14 protein-coding genes are annotated in these 18,545 nt (G+C 63.0%); 8 read left to right on the forward strand and 6 right to left on the reverse strand.

Annotation, left to right across the window (positions count from 1 at the left end):
• Nucleotides 1-39 precede the first annotated feature (39 nt).
• Nucleotides 40-1,212 (reverse strand): SGNH/GDSL hydrolase family protein, encoded by a 1,173-nt coding sequence (locus tag ACYQ00_RS06785; RefSeq protein WP_460031379.1) that lies wholly within the window; start codon nt 1,210-1,212, stop codon nt 40-42.
• 43 nt (nt 1,213-1,255) lie between these two features.
• Between ACYQ00_RS06785 and ACYQ00_RS06790 the strand changes: the two genes are divergently transcribed.
• Nucleotides 1,256-1,798 (forward strand): metallophosphoesterase family protein, encoded by a 543-nt coding sequence (locus tag ACYQ00_RS06790; protein WP_460031380.1) that lies wholly within the window; start codon nt 1,256-1,258, stop codon nt 1,796-1,798.
• A 96-nt stretch (nt 1,799-1,894) separates the two neighbouring features.
• Here the strand turns inward: ACYQ00_RS06790 and ACYQ00_RS06795 are convergent, their stop codons facing one another.
• The 5 genes from ACYQ00_RS06795 to sat form a co-directional block, all read right to left on the reverse strand.
• Nucleotides 1,895-3,778, reverse strand: coding sequence for a SurA N-terminal domain-containing protein (locus ACYQ00_RS06795; RefSeq protein ID WP_460031381.1), 1,884 nt, complete (start codon nt 3,776-3,778; stop codon nt 1,895-1,897).
• A 19-nt stretch (nt 3,779-3,797) separates the two neighbouring features.
• On the reverse strand, nt 3,798-5,753 hold the full coding sequence (locus tag ACYQ00_RS06800) for an aconitate hydratase (protein WP_460031382.1): 1,956 nt from the start codon (nt 5,751-5,753) through the stop codon (nt 3,798-3,800).
• Between the two features lie 26 nt (nt 5,754-5,779).
• Nucleotides 5,780-6,070, reverse strand: a complete 291-nt coding sequence (locus ACYQ00_RS06805; RefSeq protein WP_460031383.1) for a hypothetical protein — start codon at nt 6,068-6,070, stop codon at nt 5,780-5,782.
• Nucleotides 6,012-7,694, reverse strand: a complete 1,683-nt coding sequence (locus tag ACYQ00_RS06810; protein WP_460031384.1) for a 3-phosphoshikimate 1-carboxyvinyltransferase — start codon at nt 7,692-7,694, stop codon at nt 6,012-6,014. The genes ACYQ00_RS06805 and ACYQ00_RS06810 overlap by 59 nt, the downstream gene beginning before the upstream one ends.
• 143 nt (nt 7,695-7,837) lie before the next feature.
• On the reverse strand, nt 7,838-9,118 hold the full coding sequence (gene sat, locus ACYQ00_RS06815) for a sulfate adenylyltransferase (protein WP_460031385.1): 1,281 nt from the start codon (nt 9,116-9,118) through the stop codon (nt 7,838-7,840).
• 816 nt (nt 9,119-9,934) lie between these two features.
• Here sat and aprB point away from each other — a divergent pair.
• From aprB to ACYQ00_RS06850, 7 genes are all read left to right on the forward strand, one after another.
• Nucleotides 9,935-10,438: an adenylyl-sulfate reductase subunit beta gene (aprB, locus tag ACYQ00_RS06820; protein WP_460031386.1), complete on the forward strand. Its 504-nt coding sequence runs from the start codon at nt 9,935-9,937 to the stop codon at nt 10,436-10,438.
• A 76-nt stretch (nt 10,439-10,514) separates the two neighbouring features.
• Nucleotides 10,515-12,515 (forward strand): adenylyl-sulfate reductase subunit alpha, encoded by a 2,001-nt coding sequence (gene aprA / locus ACYQ00_RS06825; RefSeq protein ID WP_460031387.1) that lies wholly within the window; start codon nt 10,515-10,517, stop codon nt 12,513-12,515.
• A 148-nt stretch (nt 12,516-12,663) separates the two neighbouring features.
• Nucleotides 12,664-13,899, forward strand: a complete 1,236-nt coding sequence (locus tag ACYQ00_RS06830) for a CoB--CoM heterodisulfide reductase iron-sulfur subunit A family protein (RefSeq protein WP_460031388.1) — start codon at nt 12,664-12,666, stop codon at nt 13,897-13,899.
• A gap of 7 nt (nt 13,900-13,906) precedes the next feature.
• On the forward strand, nt 13,907-16,213 hold the full coding sequence (locus tag ACYQ00_RS06835; RefSeq protein WP_460031389.1) for a hydrogenase iron-sulfur subunit: 2,307 nt from the start codon (nt 13,907-13,909) through the stop codon (nt 16,211-16,213).
• Nucleotides 16,214-16,225: 12 nt separating this feature from the next.
• Nucleotides 16,226-17,407, forward strand: coding sequence for a quinone-interacting membrane-bound oxidoreductase complex subunit QmoC (gene qmoC / locus ACYQ00_RS06840; RefSeq protein WP_460031390.1), 1,182 nt, complete (start codon nt 16,226-16,228; stop codon nt 17,405-17,407).
• Between the two features lie 41 nt (nt 17,408-17,448).
• On the forward strand, nt 17,449-18,195 hold the full coding sequence (locus tag ACYQ00_RS06845; protein ID WP_460031391.1) for a hypothetical protein: 747 nt from the start codon (nt 17,449-17,451) through the stop codon (nt 18,193-18,195).
• A 139-nt stretch (nt 18,196-18,334) separates the two neighbouring features.
• Entirely contained in the window at nt 18,335-18,544 is a 210-nt protein-coding gene (locus ACYQ00_RS06850; RefSeq protein ID WP_460031392.1) for a Trm112 family protein, read from the forward strand.
• Nucleotide 18,545: the final 1 nt, after the last annotated feature.

Raw genomic sequence — 18,545 nt, forward strand, 5'->3', positions numbered from 1 at the left:
CGGCGGCAATGCGGGGCACGGTCCGAATCAGCAGGCAGGTTAGTTGGTGGTGGGCAGGGCGGCTGCGGCGGCTGGTGTTGCAGGCCCCTGGGGCAGGACATCCCCGAGCGTGCGCTGCAGCCAGGGACCCAGCAGCGCGGCCAGCAGTTCGTGCCCCGGCGGGGTGGGGTGGTCATCATCCCTGATGGCCAGGGCCTCGTACCCGTGCCGGGTCATGGCGTCGTACACGGGATCGTTCAGCGCCAGAAACGGCAGCCCCCGGGCCTGGGTCCATTGCGCATAGCGCCGGGTCAGTTCTTGCGCCTGCTCGCGAAAGGCCGGCGGCAGGGTCGGATTCTGGAACCGCCAGGATAACTGCACCACCAGCAGGGCCACGCCATGGGCGGCAAACCCGTCGGCCATCATGTCCAGATAGGCCTTGCTGCGTTCCCAGCGCAGGTCGAACTCGCCGGGCTGGGCCAGATAATGTTCCTGACGGGGGGTGTCGATGCCAGGGGGGTAGGGCGTGTCGGTCAGGGCGTGCTGGACCATCAGCTGCTCCACCGGGGAGGGCTGGTCCGCGGTTCGCCAGCGTTGCAGGGCGCGGTAGGCACGCGAATGCTCCAGCAGAGGCGGCCTGTGTCCGGCGAGCAGCCGGTCAGGAGCCAGCAGGCGGGGCAGCTGCAGGTGCAGGGTGGCGTACACGCGGTCTTCCCAGAGGTCGTTATCATTGAGAAGCACGACGACCGCATCGGGCCTGAGGGCGAGGTAGCGTGGCAGATTGGCGGCGTAATACAGCGGGGAGGCCCCGAGTATCCCGGCGTTGATGGTTTCCCAGCCGTTGGTGGCTTCGGAACGGGCCAGACGGGAGACGAACGTCTCCTCCCAGGGACTGCCGTGCCCTTCGCAAAAGGAGTCCCCCAGCATGATCAGCCGGGGCAATGCGCCGTGCGGAGGAATGGCCGGACCACGGAAGCCCTGGGCATTGACGGCATATGCGATGCGCAGATCGCCGATGCGCTGGGTATAGCGCGCGCCGGGGATGAGCACGTATCCCCAGGGGTTGGCCCAGCACATGAACGGATTGGGGCGCTGGGGATCCACCTCCGCGGGCGGCGGGGGCGTGAGGCAGGCATCGCTGACCAGCAGACGTGCCGCGGCTTCCAGACCCACAAGCAACGCAAACAGCGCGAGTGCGCAGAGAACCAACGCCGTTTTGATAGGTGACTTCAAGAATTCCCTCCCTGCGATATCCATCTTGCCATGGGGTTGGGTCGTGAGGCAAGATACGGCCATGCGCATTGCCGTGATTTCCGATACCCACCTGGAACGCCCCACGCCCTGGTTCGAACATTTTTACGAAACCGAGCTGGCAGGCGCGGACCTCTTGCTGCACTGCGGCGACTACGCCGGGCAACCCATGCTGCACTATCTGTTGCAGCACCCCGGGTTCCACGGCGTGCTGGGAAATTCCGACCCCTGGGTCATGCACGACGACCTGCCCTGGCGCGCCACGGTGCAGGCCGGCGAGGTGGTCCTTGGCCTGGCGCACGGGCATGCCGAGCTGCAGGGGCACCCGGCGCGCGTGGCCGAGGCCTTCGGGGCGCATGCGCCGGGCGGCACCGGTGTCCACGTGGCGTGCTTTGGGCATACGCATCGATTTCTGACAGTCCAGACCGGTGGAGTCTTGGTGGTTAATCCCGGGTCGCTCTGCGCCTCCAGGGCCGGGCAGCGTTCCTATGCGGTCCTGACCGTCTTGGGAACGCAGGTGCAGGTGGAGGAACGCCGGCTGCCCGGTGACTGCTGGGGCGATCGCTGACCTGTTGGTGCGGGGATTTGTGCGGATGCGGTGGCGAAAAAACGCCCCGGGACGGTGGTCCGTCCCGGGGCGTCTTCTGTTGCCAGGGCACCGTGTCTATTCGATCACCGTTGGGTTGGTGATGGCGAAGTTGGCGTTTTCGCGCAGGGTGGTCAGGTAGGCTTCCACCAGTTCACGTTGCTTGATCTGCGTCAGGTGTTCCTTCCACAGTTCCTTTTCGGCGTCCCACTGGGAGTCTTCCGGCGGGATGCGCCTGGCCACGCGGATGGCGGCATACCCGTCGTCCAGGGCAAAAGGCGTCTCCAGCCAGACGCCGGTTTCGGCGTCAAAGGCAGCCTTGAGCAGGGCTTCGGAAGCGCCCAGTTCGGGGATGGCCTCGGAGCGGCCAAACGGTGCGGTGCTGCGGACCAGATCGGCATGGCTGTCTGGCTGGGCGCGCAGGTCCTTGGCCAGGGCTTCAGCGCGGGTTTTGGCCAGGGCCAGGGCCTTTTCCTGCTTGATGCGGGCGGCAATTTCCTCACGCACCTCGGCCAGGGGTTTGACGGAAGCAGGGGTCTTCTGCTTGACGCGCACGAGCATGAACCCGTCAGCCAGGGTCAGGGGCGCGTCGGACACCTCGCCGTCTTCCATCATGAAGAGGGAGTCGGTAGCGTCGGGCTCCATGTTGAAGCGGGCCAGGGCCTCTTCGCGGGTCAGCAGGGGAGTGGTCTCCAGGGGGACGTCGAGATCCTTGGAGATGGCGTCCAGCTGTTCGCCGGCGAGAATCTTCTCCAGGGCCAGATCCAGGGTATCGGCCACACGGCCGGCCGCCTGTTCCTGAGCCAGCTGGGCGACGACCTGATCCCTGACCTCGTCAAAGCTCTTGGCGCCTGCTTCCTCGCGCTGCTCGCATTTGATCAGGTGGTAGCCAAAGCTGGTGCGCACGGGCTCGCTGACCTGCCCGGGCTGCAGGGAGAACGCCGCGGCTTCGAACTCCGGCACCATCTGCCCACGGCCGAACCAGCCCAGGTCGCCGCCGACAACCTTGGAGGTGTCGTCGGAGAATTCCTGCGCCAGGGCGACAAAATCCTCACCTTTCTCCAGCCGGGCCTTGATGTCGCGCATTTTCAGCAGCACGTCCCCAGCTTCGGCCGGGGTGGCGTTCTGTTCCACGCGCAGCAGGATGTGCCGGGCGCGGACGCGCTCCTCCTGGGTGAACATGCGACCCTTGTTGGATTCGTAAAAGGCCTGGGCCTGCTCCTGGGTGATGGTTTCGTTGCGGGCCAGGGCTGCAGGGGTGAACAGCAGCGCGGCAAGTTCCATGCGCGGCGCGGTGCGGAAGGTCTCGTTGCGCTGGGCGTACCAGGCGGCGATCTCCTCGTCCGTGGCATTCACCTCACCCAGCAGATCGGCAGCGCGCACAGCCACATAATCCATCACGGCCTGCATGCGGGTAAAGAGAAAGAAGTCCTTGGTTTCGGCATCGGTCATGGCTGCGGCGGCGGAGACGGCGTCTTCCAGCTTGCGGGCCAGGATGCTGCTGCGGGTTTCGTCCTCAAACTCCCTGGTGCTTACATTCTGACGGGCCAGCAGGGCGCGATAGATGGCTGGATCGAACTGGCCGCGATCATTATGGAAGTAGCTCATGGTCATGATGGTCTGCTTGAGCTCTTCGTCAGACACGGTCAGCCCCTGGCGTTTGGCCTCCTGCTGCATGAGCAGATCCGTGGCCATCCGCATGAGCACTTCCTTGCGCACCCCCATTTTGGCCAGGGCCGCCTGATCCAGATTCGGATTGTTCCGGCGCAGGCTTTCCACGGCGCGCTCATAGGTGCGCATGAAGTCCCTGGCCAGAATGGGCGTGTCATTTACTGTGGCCACCACGTCGGCTCTGGGCGCGTTAAAGCTGTTCACGCCAAAGAAGACGAAGACGATGACGATGATTCCGAAGAGGATCTTGATGATCCAGGAATGGGCGTAAGAACGAATAAATTCCATCATAACGGAAACCCGTAACTCCTTAGGCCTGCGAGGCCTGGGCGAAGCGGACGAAGTTGAGCAGCCCGCCGGCGCGAATCACGGCCAGCTCATGCGCGGAGAGGTCATTGACCACCGGGATGAGCCCCATTCCATTGACCTGCAAAGAAATCTCTCCGCCGGGCAGGATGGACGCCGCGGGAATGGACATGGTCATGTCCTGGGCCAGCTTGTCGTAATCTTCCTTGTTCACGAGCAGAAGGGGCAGAATGCCGAAGTTGACCAGATTGGCGCGGTGGATGCGCGCGAAGGACTTGGCCACCACGGCGCACACGCCCAGGTGCCGCGGCCCCAGGGCGGCATGTTCCCGCGAGGAGCCCTGGCCGTAGTTTTCCCCGGCCACGATGACGCCGCCGCAGGCCTTGGCCACGCCCTTGGCGGCGCGGTCCTTCATCCGGCCCACAAACCCCGCATCCACCCGGCTGAAAATGTACTCGCTGATGGCCGGGATGTTGGAGCGCAGGGCGGTGATCTGGGCACCGGCCGGCAGGATGTGGTCGGTGGTGATGTTGTCATCCACCTTCAGTTGGATGGTGGTTTCGATGGTCTCGGGCAGGGTGGGGAACTGCTCCAGGGCCACGATGTTCGGACCGCGTTCAATCTCCACCCCGGCGCCATCCGCCGGCGGGAAGAGGAACAGGGAGCGGATGGAGGGCGCGTCCTTGGGCAGGGGATCCACCGTCGGCGGCTCGCCCCAGGTGGCGGGGTCGGAGAACTCGCCGCGCAGGGCGCACTGGGCGGCTGTCAGCGGGCTGACCAGATACACCTGGGCATCCTGGGTGCCGCTGCGACCTTCAAAGTTGCGGTTGAAGGTCCGCACGCTCACCCCGGCAGAAACCGGCGAGCCGCCCATGCCGATGCACGGGCCGCAGGAAGCCTCCAGCAGGCGCGCGCCGGCGTCCACGATGGGTTCGATCAACCCTTCGCGGGCCAGGAGCTTGACCACCTGCTTGGAACCGGGGGAGATCATCGTATCCGTATGCTCGGCCACCTGCCTGCCGGAGAAGAGCAGGGCCACGGACTTCATGTCGGCGTAGGACGAGTTGGTGCAGGAACCGATGGCAGCCTGATCCACCTTGAGCCCGGCCAGCTTGGCCACAGGCACCACGCGGTCGGGCATGTGCGGCTGGGCGGCCAGGGGCTCCAGGGTGGAGAGGTCCACCTCAATGGTATCGTCGTAGGTTGCGCCCTCGTCGGCAGCCAGGGGGGTGAAGTCTTCGGCCCGGTCCATGCTGATCAGAAACTCACGGGTCCGTTCGTCACTGGGGAAGATGGAGGTGGTGGCGCCGAGCTCGGCACCCATATTGGTGATGACCGCGCGTTCGGGCACGGAAAGGGTGGCCACGCCAGGGCCGGTGTATTCCAGCACCTTGCCCACGCCGCCCTTGACCGTCAGCACGCCGAGGAGGTGCAGGATGACATCCTTGGCCGAGGCCCAGCCCGTGAGCTTGCCGGTCAGGTGAACACGCAGGACCTTGGGCATGGGAATGTGATAGGGCTCGCCAGCCATGGCCAGGGCCACGGAGAGGCCGCCCGCGCCCATGGCCAGCGCCCCGACGCCGCCGGCAGTGGGGGTGTGGCTATCGGAGCCGATGAGCGTCTTGCCCGGCTTGGCAAAGTTTTCCAGGTGCAGCTGGTGGCAGATGCCGGTGCCGGGGGGGGAAAAGATGATGCCGTATTTTTTGGCGATGGTGCGCAGGTAGCGGTGGTCGTCCGGGTTGCGGAAGCCCATCTGCAGGGTGTTGTGATCAACGTAACTGACGGAAAGCTCGGTCTTGACCCGATCCAGCCCCAGGGCCTCGAACTGCAGATAGGCCATGGTGCCGGTGGCGTCCTGGGTGAGGGTCTGGTCGATTTTGAGGCCGATTTCCGCGCCGGGTTCCATGGCACCGTCCAGGAGGTGGGCGGCGATGATCTTTTGCGTGAGGTTTTTGGGCATGGCGGGGGTGGGGTAGAAGGTTGAAGCTATTGCAAAAAGGACGGGGGCTGGGCGACTTCGAAGCCGTCCCAGCCCATTTGCAGGCGGTTGATCTTGTTCTTGCGCAGCTTGATTTCTACCTCCAGACGCAGCTTTTCCTGCTGGGCCTGGAAGATTTCCTGGGCAAAATAGACGCCCAGCGCGGGGTTTTCGGATGCCCGCAGCTGCTGCGCCCGCGTTTCCGCGGCGCGCTTTTCGGATTCAAGATTCGCTATTTCCTCACGGAGGCGTGATATCTCCGCGAAGTTTGATGCGTCGTTTTCGTCCACGACCGTCATCGGCGTTCTCCTCGTCCGTGGGGGCCGGCGCCACCAGGAGGACATCCTTGGGGGGCTGCGGCAGGGTGTTGAAAAGATTCCAGAATCTCGGAAGCAATTCCGTCACGCCTCCGGGATTGGCCAGGGCCAGACCGGGGCGGGCCATGCTCAGGCAGGCATAGGCCAGTCCCCAGGCGGCGGTGGGGGCCAGCCAGGGGGTGGCCGCGCCGGCCTCGCTCATGCGGCCGGCAATGCGCAAGCCAGCGTCGCCGTTGGCAAACTCCAGGCGCAATCCCAACCGGGCCGAAAGCTCCTCGCAGGCCTGACGGTCCTGGTCGGACGGGGGCGCAGAGAGCCGGGTCGGTCCCTTGTCCTGCAGCATGCGGGCCGCGGCCAGGGCAAAGGACAGGGGGAAGAGCGCCGGCTCAGCCTGGGTGTCGAGCAGCATCTCGCCGCCTCCAGCGGGGGCAGCGGAGGTGTTGGCCGTCAGTCTGGTCATGGTAGGTCCGATGGCCGGGTCTGCACCGGCAGCCCGCAGCAGCGCCAGGCCGGCGTTCCAGGGGGTGCGGTGCGCAGGGAATTCGCCGTGCAGGGCCATTTCGCCGCCCGCCGGATGGCACAAGGGCATGGCCAGCAGGGTCGTGGCCAGCAGCGGATCCATGGGCAGGGAGGCCGTGGGCGGCAGGCCGGGTTCGGCGCGCGGGATGATCAGATTGCCCGGTGTATGCACCACGCCCTCCACCACACGGGAGAGCACCGCGGCAGCCCGGGCAGCCACAGGCTCGAACTGCGCGTCTTTCCAGGAAATCGAGATGCCCTCCTCATAGGAGGGAGCAGCCATGGCCAGGGCCAGCAGGGCCTCGGGGGGCAGATCCGAAGGCAGCTGCACTGCCGCCGGTGGCAGGCCGGCACTTTCCAGGCGGGCGGGCAGGCCCTTGGAACCGGGGACCACGGGGGTGAGCCGGGCCTGGAAGCCGGTAAGAAACCGCGCCACGGGAGACAAATCCAGCAGCTTGAGGCCGGTATCGCCGGTCACGCGGAGGCGGATGTGCTGCCCCAGGGCCAGGAACAGGAGAAAGTAGCAACCCAGGGCGTCATCGCCGACGAAGAGGGCCTTGCCATCGAGTTTGATGCTGCCGCCTTCGCTGGTCAGGGTGTCATTGTTCCAGCGGATGGTGGCGCCGGCGTGGTTCAGGGCCTTGACCAGATAGGTCAGGGCCGCGTTGAAGGCCACGCCGCGGACTTGGGCCCGGCGGGAGCACTGCACGGCCAGGGCGGCCCAGCACTGGGATTCCCAGACGCCGGCCGGGGCCAGCACCTCGGCGTTGAAGGCGGTGGGTTTGGGATACAGCTGGAACCCGGCGGTGGATTCGCCCGGTTCGGGCTGGCGGGCTGCCGGGAGGTCCTGGATCAGGGTGAACAGGGTGCGCCAGCGGGACTTGTCGCCCATGGCGCGCCCGGCGCGTTCTTCCCAGGCCTGCCAGAGGCGCTGTTCGAGGTGCTGCTCCATGGCGGCCCGGCCTTTTTTACCGGCGCGCATGGCGGCCAAAATGGCCGCGCGCTCTTCGAGCAAGTCGAGGAGCTTCTGGTCAAGCCGGGCGAGTTCACGCTCGACATCACGGGGAGGAGTAGAGTTTTGACGCATGGTGAACACAAGCATCTAGCTTGAAAAGCGACGGGGGGCAAGGGGGCGTGGGGGAGGAGCGCCAGTTCCTTTGCAGTTGGGTGCAAAAAAAAGGAGCGCCCTGTGGGGCGCTCCTTGATCAACAGTGCAGCACCGTCAGAAACTTATTTCATTTCCTGACCGGAGGCGGCCTTCTGCATCTTGACCTCGACCTTTTCGGTCAGGCCTTCGTAGTAGGCGCGCAGGATGTCCAGAACTTCGTTGCGGCCGAAGTGATCGGGCACTTCAGCGCCTTCGGAGAGGGCCTTGCGCAGCTTGGTGCCGGACAGGATGACGCGGTCGTCCTTGGTGTGGGGGCAGGTGCGCATGGAGGCCATGCCGTCGCACTTGAAGCAGTAGAAGGTCCAGTCGATCTTCATCGGCTGGGTGATCAGGGCCTGGCCGGGGGTGGGGCAGGCATCCTTGGCGTAGGGAATCTTGTCAAAGATTTCCTGGGCTTCGAACAGGGTGTAGAAGTCGCCCACGCCGGCATGGTCACGGCCGATGAGCATGAAGCTGATGCCGTAGTTCTGACGGAAGGTGGCGTGGAGCAGGGCTTCGCGGGGGCCGGCGTAGCGCATGTCGAGGGGGTAGCCGGCGTTGATGACGAAGTCCTTCACGAAGTAGCCGTCGATGAGGGCCTGGATGCACTTGATGCGCACGTCGGCAGGGATGTCACCGGGCTTCAGGTTGCCGATGAGGGAGTGGATGACCACGCCATCGCACACTTCGGCAGCAATCTTGGCCAGGTATTCGTGGGAACGGTGCATGGGGTTGCGCAGCTGCAGCGCGGCAACCTTGGACCAGCCACGGGTTTCCATCTGGGCGCGGATTTCAGCGGGGGTCATGTACACGCCGGGGAACTTGTCGCGGTAGTCGCCTTCGGAGAGAACCTTGACGGAGCCGGCCAGGTTGTACTTGCCCTGCTTCATGACCATCTGCACGCCGGGGTGATCTTCCAGAGCCACTTCCCAGAACTTCTGGGAGTCAGCGCCGTTACCCTTGAAGACGGATTCGCATTCCCACTTCTTTTCTTCTTCAGAGAGGGCGTACTTTTCTTCGATCTTCAGGGTAGCGTAAACCACGCCGTCCTGACCCACGAGGGCGACTTCATCGCCGACCTTGCAGGCTTCATCGTCGGTGTCGCACACCACGGGGACGGGCCAGAAGGTGCCGTCGGAGAGCAGCATTTTTTCGCAAACGCTCTTCCAGTCGGCCTTCTTCATGAAGCCGTTCAGGGGGCTGAAGCCACCGATGCCGAGCATGATGCAGTCGCCCTTGACGCGGTCGGAGATGGTGATCTGCTTCAGACCGGCAGCCTTTTTCTTTTCGGCTTCCAGCTCGGCGCCTTCAAGAAGGCAGCAAACAAGGCCCTTACCACCGTGAGGGGGAACCAGTTTGGACATGTGCCGTCTCTCCTCTTTCATTTGTCGGATGTTGGTTAGCAGCCGTCTTCCGTGTCGCCTGCCGGGCACCAGGCCCGACCCTGGGTGCGGGCAGATGCAACCCGGATGGTTTGCAGCGAAAACTTGAGTGCAGGATTAGTGAAAAAATCCACAAAGTGTCAAGGCGTTTTTTGAGTTTGGCTAAATTGGGGGGTGGGGCGGGGTTTTGTCAAAATTGCAAAAAGTGGTGATGAGCAGGCGTGATTGTTGGATCAAGGCGAAAACAATGGCATCTTCATAAGTATCTTGTGAAGCGTGTCGCAAGCTCTTGCCAAGCACGCGCAGTTGAGGCTAGTGTCCGATTCTGCCGTCTGTGGTTTTGAGTGTCACCTGTCACCTGGATTGATTGAGCGTACCCTTTAAAAAAGGGCAAGGCAAGGGGGTCGGCAGGAACGGCGAGTCTTCCAGGAAAACGCAAGGCGGCGAGAGAGAGATGCGGATTCGCTTGACAGTCTGCGTCCACCTTGTTACTAATCTCACAAGTCGTTTGGGATGAGCTTCCAACCGAGGGGAATGGTTAGTAAAAATGTATTCGCTCCAGCAGATTGCCCGCCAAGTGCCGCAAGGCACGATCCCTGCCGAGGGGGTCTCTGGCGTGTTGGCGGTTTGCAGGACGCAACGATCAAGCAAGAAGGCGGGAGGTTCTTTTGGGGCCCCTGCTTTTTTACTGCCGACGACACTGTCGGCCATGTGCTGACGGTGTGTTGGCACAACAGCAGCGCCGGACGAGGATTTTGAGGAATTTCCCAACCAATCCATACTTGTGGAGGACTTGACATGCCTACGTTCGTGGATCCGTCCAAGTGCGATGGCTGCAAGGGCGGCGAAAAGACTGCCTGCATGTACATCTGCCCCAACGACCTGATGATTCTGGACCCCCAAGAAATGCGGGCCTACAACCAGGAGCCCGAAGCCTGCTGGGAGTGCTACTCCTGCATCAAGATCTGCCCGCAGGGCGCCATCACGGCTCGTCCGTATGCCGACTTTGCTCCCATGGGCGGCACCTGTATCCCCCTGCGCGGGTCCGAAGACATCATGTGGACCGTCAAGTTCCGCAACGGTTCCGTGAAGCGCTTCAAGTTCCCCATCCGCACCACGCCTGAAGGTTCCATCAAGCCCTTCGAAGGCAAGCCCGAACCGGCCGACCTGGAAAGCGAACTGCTCTTCACCGAAACTGCCCTGGCCACCCCTCAGGTTGCCCTGGGTCAGAAGTTCGAAATCAAGTCCGCCGATAGCACCCAGTGCTGGTTCGACCTGCCTTGCGAAGGCGGCAACCGCTAGCCGCGGATTGGCATGACTGCTAACGCACGTCATCATTAATACTTGATGCACTAAGAACGCATTCAGGAGTCCCAAAATGCCTATGATTCCCTCGAAAGAGGCCCCCCGCGGGGTGGCTATCGCCGAACCGATCGTCAAGGAGCACAGCGTCGACATTCTGATGGTCGGCGGTGGCATGGGTAACTGCGGCGCCGCTTTCGAAGCTGTGCGCTGGGCTGACAAGTTTGCCCCCGAAGCCAAGATCATGCTGGTCGACAAGGCCGCCCTCGAGCGTTCCGGCGCCGTGGCCCAGGGCCTGTCCGCCATCAACACCTACCTTGGCGACAACAACGCCGACGACTACGTCCGCATGGTCCGCACCGACCTGATGGGCCTCGTCCGCGAAGACCTCATCTTCGACCTGGGCCGTCACGTTGACGACTCCGTGCATCTGTTCGAAGAATGGGGCCTGCCCGTGTGGATCAAGGACGAACACGGCCACAACCTGGACGGCGCTCAGGCCAAGGCTGCCGGCAAGAGCCTGCGCAATGGCGACAAGCCTGTCCGTTCCGGCCGCTGGCAGATCATGATCAACGGTGAATCCTACAAGGTCATCGTTGCGGAAGCTGCCAAGAACGCCCTGGGTCAGGACCGCATCATGGAGCGCATCTTCATCGTGAAGCTGCTCCTGGACAAGAACACCCCCAACCGCATCGCTGGCGCCGTGGGCTTCAACCTGCGCGCGAACGAAGTGCACATCTTCAAGGCCAACGCCATGGTCGTGGCCTGCGGCGGCGCGGTGAACGTGTACCGCCCCCGTTCCGTTGGTGAAGGCATGGGCCGCGCCTGGTATCCCGTGTGGAACGCCGGCTCCACCTACACCATGTGCGCTCAGGTCGGCGCTGAAATGACCATGATGGAAAACCGCTTCGTGCCCGCCCGCTTCAAGGACGGTTACGGTCCGGTCGGCGCCTGGTTCCTGCTCTTCAAGGCCAAGGCGACCAACTACAAGGGTGAAGACTACTGCGCCACCAACCGTGCCATGCTCAAGCCTTACGAAGAGCGCGGCTACGCCAAGGGCCACGTCATCCCCACCTGCCTGCGCAACCACATGATGCTGCGTGAAATGCGCGAAGGCCGCGGTCCCATCTACATGGACACCAAGACCGCCCTGCAGACCTCCTTCGCCAATATGACCCCCGCCCAGCAGAAGCACCTCGAAGCTGAAGCCTGGGAAGACTTCCTCGACATGTGCGTGGGCCAGGCCAACCTGTGGGCTGCCACCAACTGCGCTCCTGAAGAACGCGGCTCCGAAATCATGCCCACCGAACCCTACCTGCTCGGCTCCCACTCCGGCTGCTGCGGCATCTGGGTTTCCGGTCCGGACGAAGCCTGGGTTCCCGAAGACTACAAGGTCCGCGCTTCCAACGGCAAGGTCTACAACCGCATGACCACCGTGGAAGGCCTCTGGACCTGCGCTGACGGCGTGGGCGCTTCCGGCCACAAGTTCTCCTCCGGCTCCCATGCTGAAGGCCGTATCGTCGGCAAGCAGATGGTCCGCTGGCTGGTTGACCACAAGGACTTCAAGCCCGAATTCGCCGAATCCGCTGACGAACTGAAGGCCCTGATCTATCGTCCTTTCTACAACTACGAAAAGGGCAAGGGCGCTTCCACCGACCCCGTCGTGAACCCCGAGTACATCAGCCCCAAGAACTTCATGATGCGGCTGATCAAGTGCACGGACGAATACGGCGGCGGCGTGGGCACCTACTACACCACCTCCAAGGCTGCTCTGGACACCGGCTTCTGGCTGATGGAAATGCTGGAAGAAGACAGCCTGAAGCTGGCTGCCCGCGACCTGCACGAACTGCTGCGCTGCTGGGAAAACTACCACCGCCTGTGGACCGTTCGCCTGCACATGCAGCACATCGCCTTCCGTGAAGAATCCCGCTACCCTGGCTTCTACTACCGCGCGGACTTCATGGGCCTGGACGACTCCACCTGGAAGTGCTTCGTGAACTCCAAGTACGACCCGGCCAAGAAGGAAACCAAGGTCTTCAAGAAGACCTACTACCAGATCATCCCCACCGACGCCTAAGTCGGCGATCTGAACCATCGGCGGCTGCGGGGCAACCCGCAGCCGCCTTGCATAAAAATGGTCTACGCCTGGGTTCCGGCAACGCGGGCGGAGCCTGGGCCTAGGCCGTTTTCTGCCGTCTGGCCATAACACAGCCCGGAGGAGTGCGATGTCACAAGCGATACTCGTAGTGGGGGGCGGCTTCAGCGGCATCACCGCCGCCCTTGAAGCCGCCGAAGTCGGCTACGACGTTTATATCGTCGAAAAAAGCCCGTATCTCGGCGGGCGCGTCATGCAACTCAACAAATATTTCCCCAAGCTCTGCCCCCCTTCCTGCGGCTTGGAAATCCAGTATCAGCGCATCAAGAACAATCCCCGGGTCAAATTCTTTACGCAGGCAGAAGTCGCCAAGGTCGCCGGTGGCCCAGGCAACTACACCGTCACGGTGAAGCTGTCCCCGCGTCACACGGCCGCTGCCAATGCGGATCTGGCCTCCCTGGCCGACAGCCTGACCGGTGAACAGAAGGACTGCTTCAACCTGGGCCTGGCCCCGCGCAAGCCCCTGTTCATGAACGTGCCCTTCGCCTTCCCGAACCGCTACGTGCTGGACACCGACGGCCTCTCCGATGACGACGCCAAGAAGCTCGCCAAAAGCCCGTTCATCAACCTGAACGACACGCCCAAGGATATCGAGCTGGAAGTTGGCGCCATCATCATCGCCACCGGCTGGAAGCCTTACGACGTCACCAAGCTGACCAACCTCGGCGCCGGCGACGTGCCCAACTGCGTGTCCAACATGCAGCTGGAACGGCTGGCCTCCCCCAATGGTCCCACCGGCGGCGCCATCAAACGCCCCTCCGACGGCAAGGCTCCCAAAAAGATCTGCTTTGTGCAGTGTGCCGGTTCCCGTGACCAGAATCACTTGAATTTCTGCTCGTTCATCTGCTGCATGGCCTCCCTCAAGCAGGCCCTGTACTTGCGTGAACAGTATCCCGACTGCGAATGCACGGTGTACTACATTGATATGCGCACCCCTGAACGTTACGACAAATTCCTCCGTCGCGTGCGCGCCGATGAAAAGATCAATCTCGTCAAGGGCAAGGTGGCCGGTGTGGCTGCCGGGCCTGCCGGCGATGTGATTGTGGAAGTGGAAGACGCCGTCAGCGGCATCAAAAAGAAGCTGGCCTACGACATGGTCGTGCTGGCCACCGGCATGCAGCCCAGCCTGGCTGGTGCCAAACTGCCTTTCGACGTGCCCATGGACGAGGACGGCTTTATCATCGGCGGCGAGGAGCGCGGCATCTTCGTGGCCGGGTGCGCCAAGAAGCCTCTCGATGTGATGAAGTCCGCCCAGTCTGCCACGGGCGCGGCCATGAAAGCCATCAATTCGGTGAAGGGGAGGTAGCAGCATCATGCCCGAGAAGATTGGCGTCTACTTTGACAAATCCTGCCTTGGGGCAGCGCTGGATGTGGAAGCGTTGACCGAGTTCGTGGAGAAAAAGTGGGGTGGCGTAGTGGCCAAGGTCGAAAGCCACGCCATCCTGGCCAGCGAATCCGGCCGCGCGCTCATCCAGAAGGACCTGGACGAGGGTGAAATCGACGGCGTGCTCGTCTGCGGCGCTTCCCCCCGCTATGACGGCGAGTTCTACCGCTTCGGCCCCACCGTGCTCGTGGAACGCTGCAACCTGCGCGAACACTGCATTCTGCCATACATGAACCCCGATGGCTCCCTGGCCCCTGCTGGCGAGGAAGGCCCGGAAATGATGTTGCAGATGGCCAAGGACTACATCAGCATGTCCCTGGTCAAGCTGAAGCAGATGAAAATCCCGCAGCCCGAACTGTTCGAAACCACCAAGACCATTCTGGTGCTTGGCGGCGGCTGGACCGGTCTGAGCGCGGCCCTGAACGGCGCGGCGGCCGGCTATGATGTGGTGCTCCTGGAACGCACGGACAAGCTCGGCGGCGCAGCCCTGAACATGCTCAAGACTGTGCCCCTCAAGTACCCGCACACCACGGCGCATCCCACCGGCATCGAAGATAAAGTCGCTGCCGTGGAAGCCAATGCCAAGATTGCCGTCAAACTCAAGAGCGAGTTGACCAAGCTCTCCGGCATGCCCGGCGCCTTCGAAGCCACGGTCAAGGGCCCTGGTGGGGAAACCACCATCAAGATCGGTTCCGTGGTGCTGGCGACCGGCTGGGTGGCGCAGGACACCAAGTATGTGGAATGCCTGGGCTACGGCAAGATCAAGGACGTGGTGACCACCGCGCAGTTCGAAAAGATGGCCAAGGCCGGGGAAATCAAGCGCCCCAGCAATGGCGCGCCGGCCAAGAAGGTCGCCTTCATCCTGAACCCCAAGAAGTGCGAGCCCGCAGGCCCCATCTACAAAACCCTGGCCGAGTGCAACCTCTCCGCCACGGTGGCTGCCGAAGGCGACCCCAAGGCCGAAGTGGAAGTGACCGAAGTCAAGCAGCAGCAGTGGGAAGGCTACCAGCACCTGCCCATGGCCACCGCCGTTAACAGCCTGGTGGCCCTCAAGCAGGCCGGCTACGTGACCGAAGCCAACCCTGGCGACGGCATCGCCTACCTCTTCTACGATTCCATGATCGTCCAGGGTGTGCATGAGCGCTTCTACAAGGCCGCGCAGGACAACCCCGGCGTGATGATGACCAAGGCCGAAATTGCCGACGTGACCGAAGAAGACGGCGGCGTGGTGGTCAAGGCCACCAACACGCTCCTGGGTCACGACCTGGAAGTGCTGGTGGATCTGGTGGTCGTGCCCACGGGCATGGTCCCCACCACGGCCAAGGAACCCGTGCTGCACTTCGATTACCGCCAGGGCCCGACCTTCCCGGACCTCGCCCTGTTCGAAGGCTTCTGCGACTCCAACTACATCTGCTTCCCCTACGAAACCCGCCGCACCGGCGTGTACGCAGCCGGGGCTGTGCGGCAGCCCATGATGATGGACTCCGCTGAGGAAGACGCCGCCGGCGCCACCCTCAAGGCCATCCAGGCCATGGAAAGCGCCAACCGCGGCGTGGCCGTGCATCCCCGCGCTGGCGACATGAGCTTCCCGGTGTTCAACTTCGTGCGCTGCACGCAGTGCAAACGCTGCACCGAGGAATGCCCCTTCGGCGCCCTGGACGACGACGAAAAGGGCACGCCCAAGCCGAACTTCAGCCGTTGCCGTCGCTGCGGCACCTGCATGGGCGCCTGTCCGGAACGCGTCATCAGCTTCGACACCTACGGCATCGGCATGATGTCCGACGTGGTCAAGCAGTACGCCATCCCCGACGACATCAACAAGGGCGGCCCTCGCGTGCTGATCATGGCTTGCGAAAACGACGCCTATCCGGCCCTGGACATGGCTGCCCGCCGCGGCATGCATTGGAGCCCTTACGTGCGCATCATGCCCGTGCGTTGCCTGGGTTCCGTGAACGCCATCTGGATCAAGGACGCCATGAGCCGCGGCACCGACGGCGTGATCATGCTCGGCTGCAAATACGGCGACGACTACCAGTGCCACTTCGTCAAGGGCTCTGAAATCTGCAACCGCCGCAAGGAAAACATTGCCGAAACGCTCAAGCAGCTCGGCATTGAACCCGAGCGCGTGGAACAGTACGAGCTGGCCATTGACGAATACGACAAGGTGCCCGGCCTCATCGACAACTTCCTCAAAATGGTCATGAAGCTCGGCCCCAACCCCTTCAAGGGCTACTAAAAGGAGGGGGAGATGACCACCATGCCTCGCATCACCCCCGATCTGGAGTTCATCAAGGAACTCCAGGCTGTTGGCGGCGAGTCCGTCAAGAAGTGCTACCAGTGCGCCACCTGCAGCGTGGCCTGCCCGATCTCGCCCAGCGGCAATCCGTATCCCCGCAAGGAAATGATCTGGGCGCAGTGGGGCCTCAAGGACAAACTGATGACGGACATCGACGTCTGGCTGTGCCACAACTGCGGCACCTGCTCGGACCTCTGCCCCCGCGGCGCCAATCCCGGGGACATCCTGTCCGCCATCCGCAACATGACCTACCGCAAGCTCGTGGGCCCCTCCTGCATGGGCAACCTGATGAGTTCGGTGAAGGGCCTGCCGGTGCTCTTTGGCATCCCGGCGGTACTGTTCCTGGTCATCTGGATCATCGTGGCTTCGATCAAGGGCTCAGCCTTCCCCCTGGAAGGCGGCGAGGTGGTGTTCGGCGCGCTCTTCCCGGGCGACTACACCATCGACCCCATCTTCATAATCGTGTTCTTCTTCATGGTTTTCAAATTCTACACCGGGGTGCGCACGCTCCTCAAGAGCTTCGCCCCGGAGGGCGGGGTGGTGTACCTGGGCGGCAAAAAGCCCAATCCCATCCGCGTGCTCATCGAACTCTTTACCGAAGAGATCCTGCCGCACAAGAAGTTTAGCGATTGCGGCAGCTTCACCCTGCGCCGCATCGGCCACCTGTGCATGCTCACCGGCTTCGTTGTCCTGGCTGTGGTCACGGGCATCGTGGCTGCGGGCCACTGGGGGCCGGTGTTCCTGGCATATGTGGGGATTCACATTCACGGCATCCACACGCCCATGCCGCAGTTCCACCCGGTCAAGCTCCTGGCCAACCTGGGGGCCATCCTGCTCATCGTCGGCCTGATCGGCCTGACCGTGAGCCGGTTCATCAAGGACCGGACCAAGCATGTCTCCACGTTCTATGACTGGTACCTGCTGGGCGTGATTTGGACGGTGTTTCTGACCGGCATGGGCAGCCAGCTCCTGCGGCTCGCGAACATCAAGTACCTGGCCTATCCCGTGTACTATCTGCATCTGGTGTCGGTGTTCATGCTCATCGCCTACCTGCCCTGGTCCAAGTTGGGACACATGGTCTACAGGACGGCGGCGCTGGCCTATGCCCGGTACCTTGGCCGCAAGGCTGTTTAACCCGCGCAAGCGTTTAAGCATCTTCCAATTGGAGGCCCACAATGTCTGAGAATCGCATGATGGTGAAGATGGAAACCATCCTGGCCCTCTGGACGGGCAAAGGCGGCGCGGGACAGAAGGAACTCATGGAGTTCCTGACCGGACGCAGCCTTTGCGATTGCGAAGCCACCCTCGTGGCTCCCCTGGTGAAGGCCTGGCTGGGCAGCCAGCTGCCGGCCCTCATGGGAACCAAGGTGGATCCCGCTGCCATCTATGAAGAATGGTTGAAGAAGGAATGCGCGCGCCTGGGCGGCGAAAACGCCTCCCTGGAGCCCATTCCTGCCGAAGAAATGGCCGGCATCGTCATGGTGCTGGACAAGATTGCCGCCAGCACCGCGGCCGTGACCGAGGCCCAGGCCAAGGTTGCCGCCATGGAAGCCCAGGTGGCCGACCTCGCGCCCTATAAGGCCAAGGCCGAGAAGTTCGAAAAGGAAGCCACCCAGCTCAAGGGCAAAGTGGATGGCCTGACCAAGGACGTGGCCGACCTCAAGGCGCAAGTGGCCGGCTTCCAGGGCATGGTCCCGGTGGCGGAAGACGACATCAATGCCACCATCAAGGACATCGTCACCAAGGCGCTCAAGGATGCCGTGGCCTCCGTGCCCCTGGGCGCGGCCGTGGGCGCCGCTGCTGCCGCTGGCGAAACCACTGCGGAAACCGGCTTTGACGCTCCGGCGGAAGAAGCCAACGCTGTTCCCGACGACTTCGGCTTCGGCGCTTCCGGCCCGGCCAGCGACGGATTCGGGTTCTAGCCCTGGCGAAAGCGCAGTCTCAGTACCGGCCGGGAGGGTTCGCCCTCCCGGCCGTTTTTTTCATTGAAGCGGAGCTGCCGCATCGTCAGACTTGCAGGACGCCGCAGCCTGTGTCATCACCCGCTGCAGGAGGAACGCCATGGCTTTCAATAAGGAACTGCTCGATATTCTGGTGGACCCGGTGTCCAAACAGCCGCTGACCCTGACTCCCGAAGAGGATGGCCTGATCTGCGAGGCCACGGGCATGGTCTATCCCATCCGCGACGAGATCCCGGTCATGCTGCCCGAAGAAGCCATCTCGCTGGTGGACTGGAACGCCGGCAAGCGGCAAACCACGGCCGCCCAGTAAG

The sequence above is a fragment of the Megalodesulfovibrio paquesii genome (assembly GCF_054653055.1).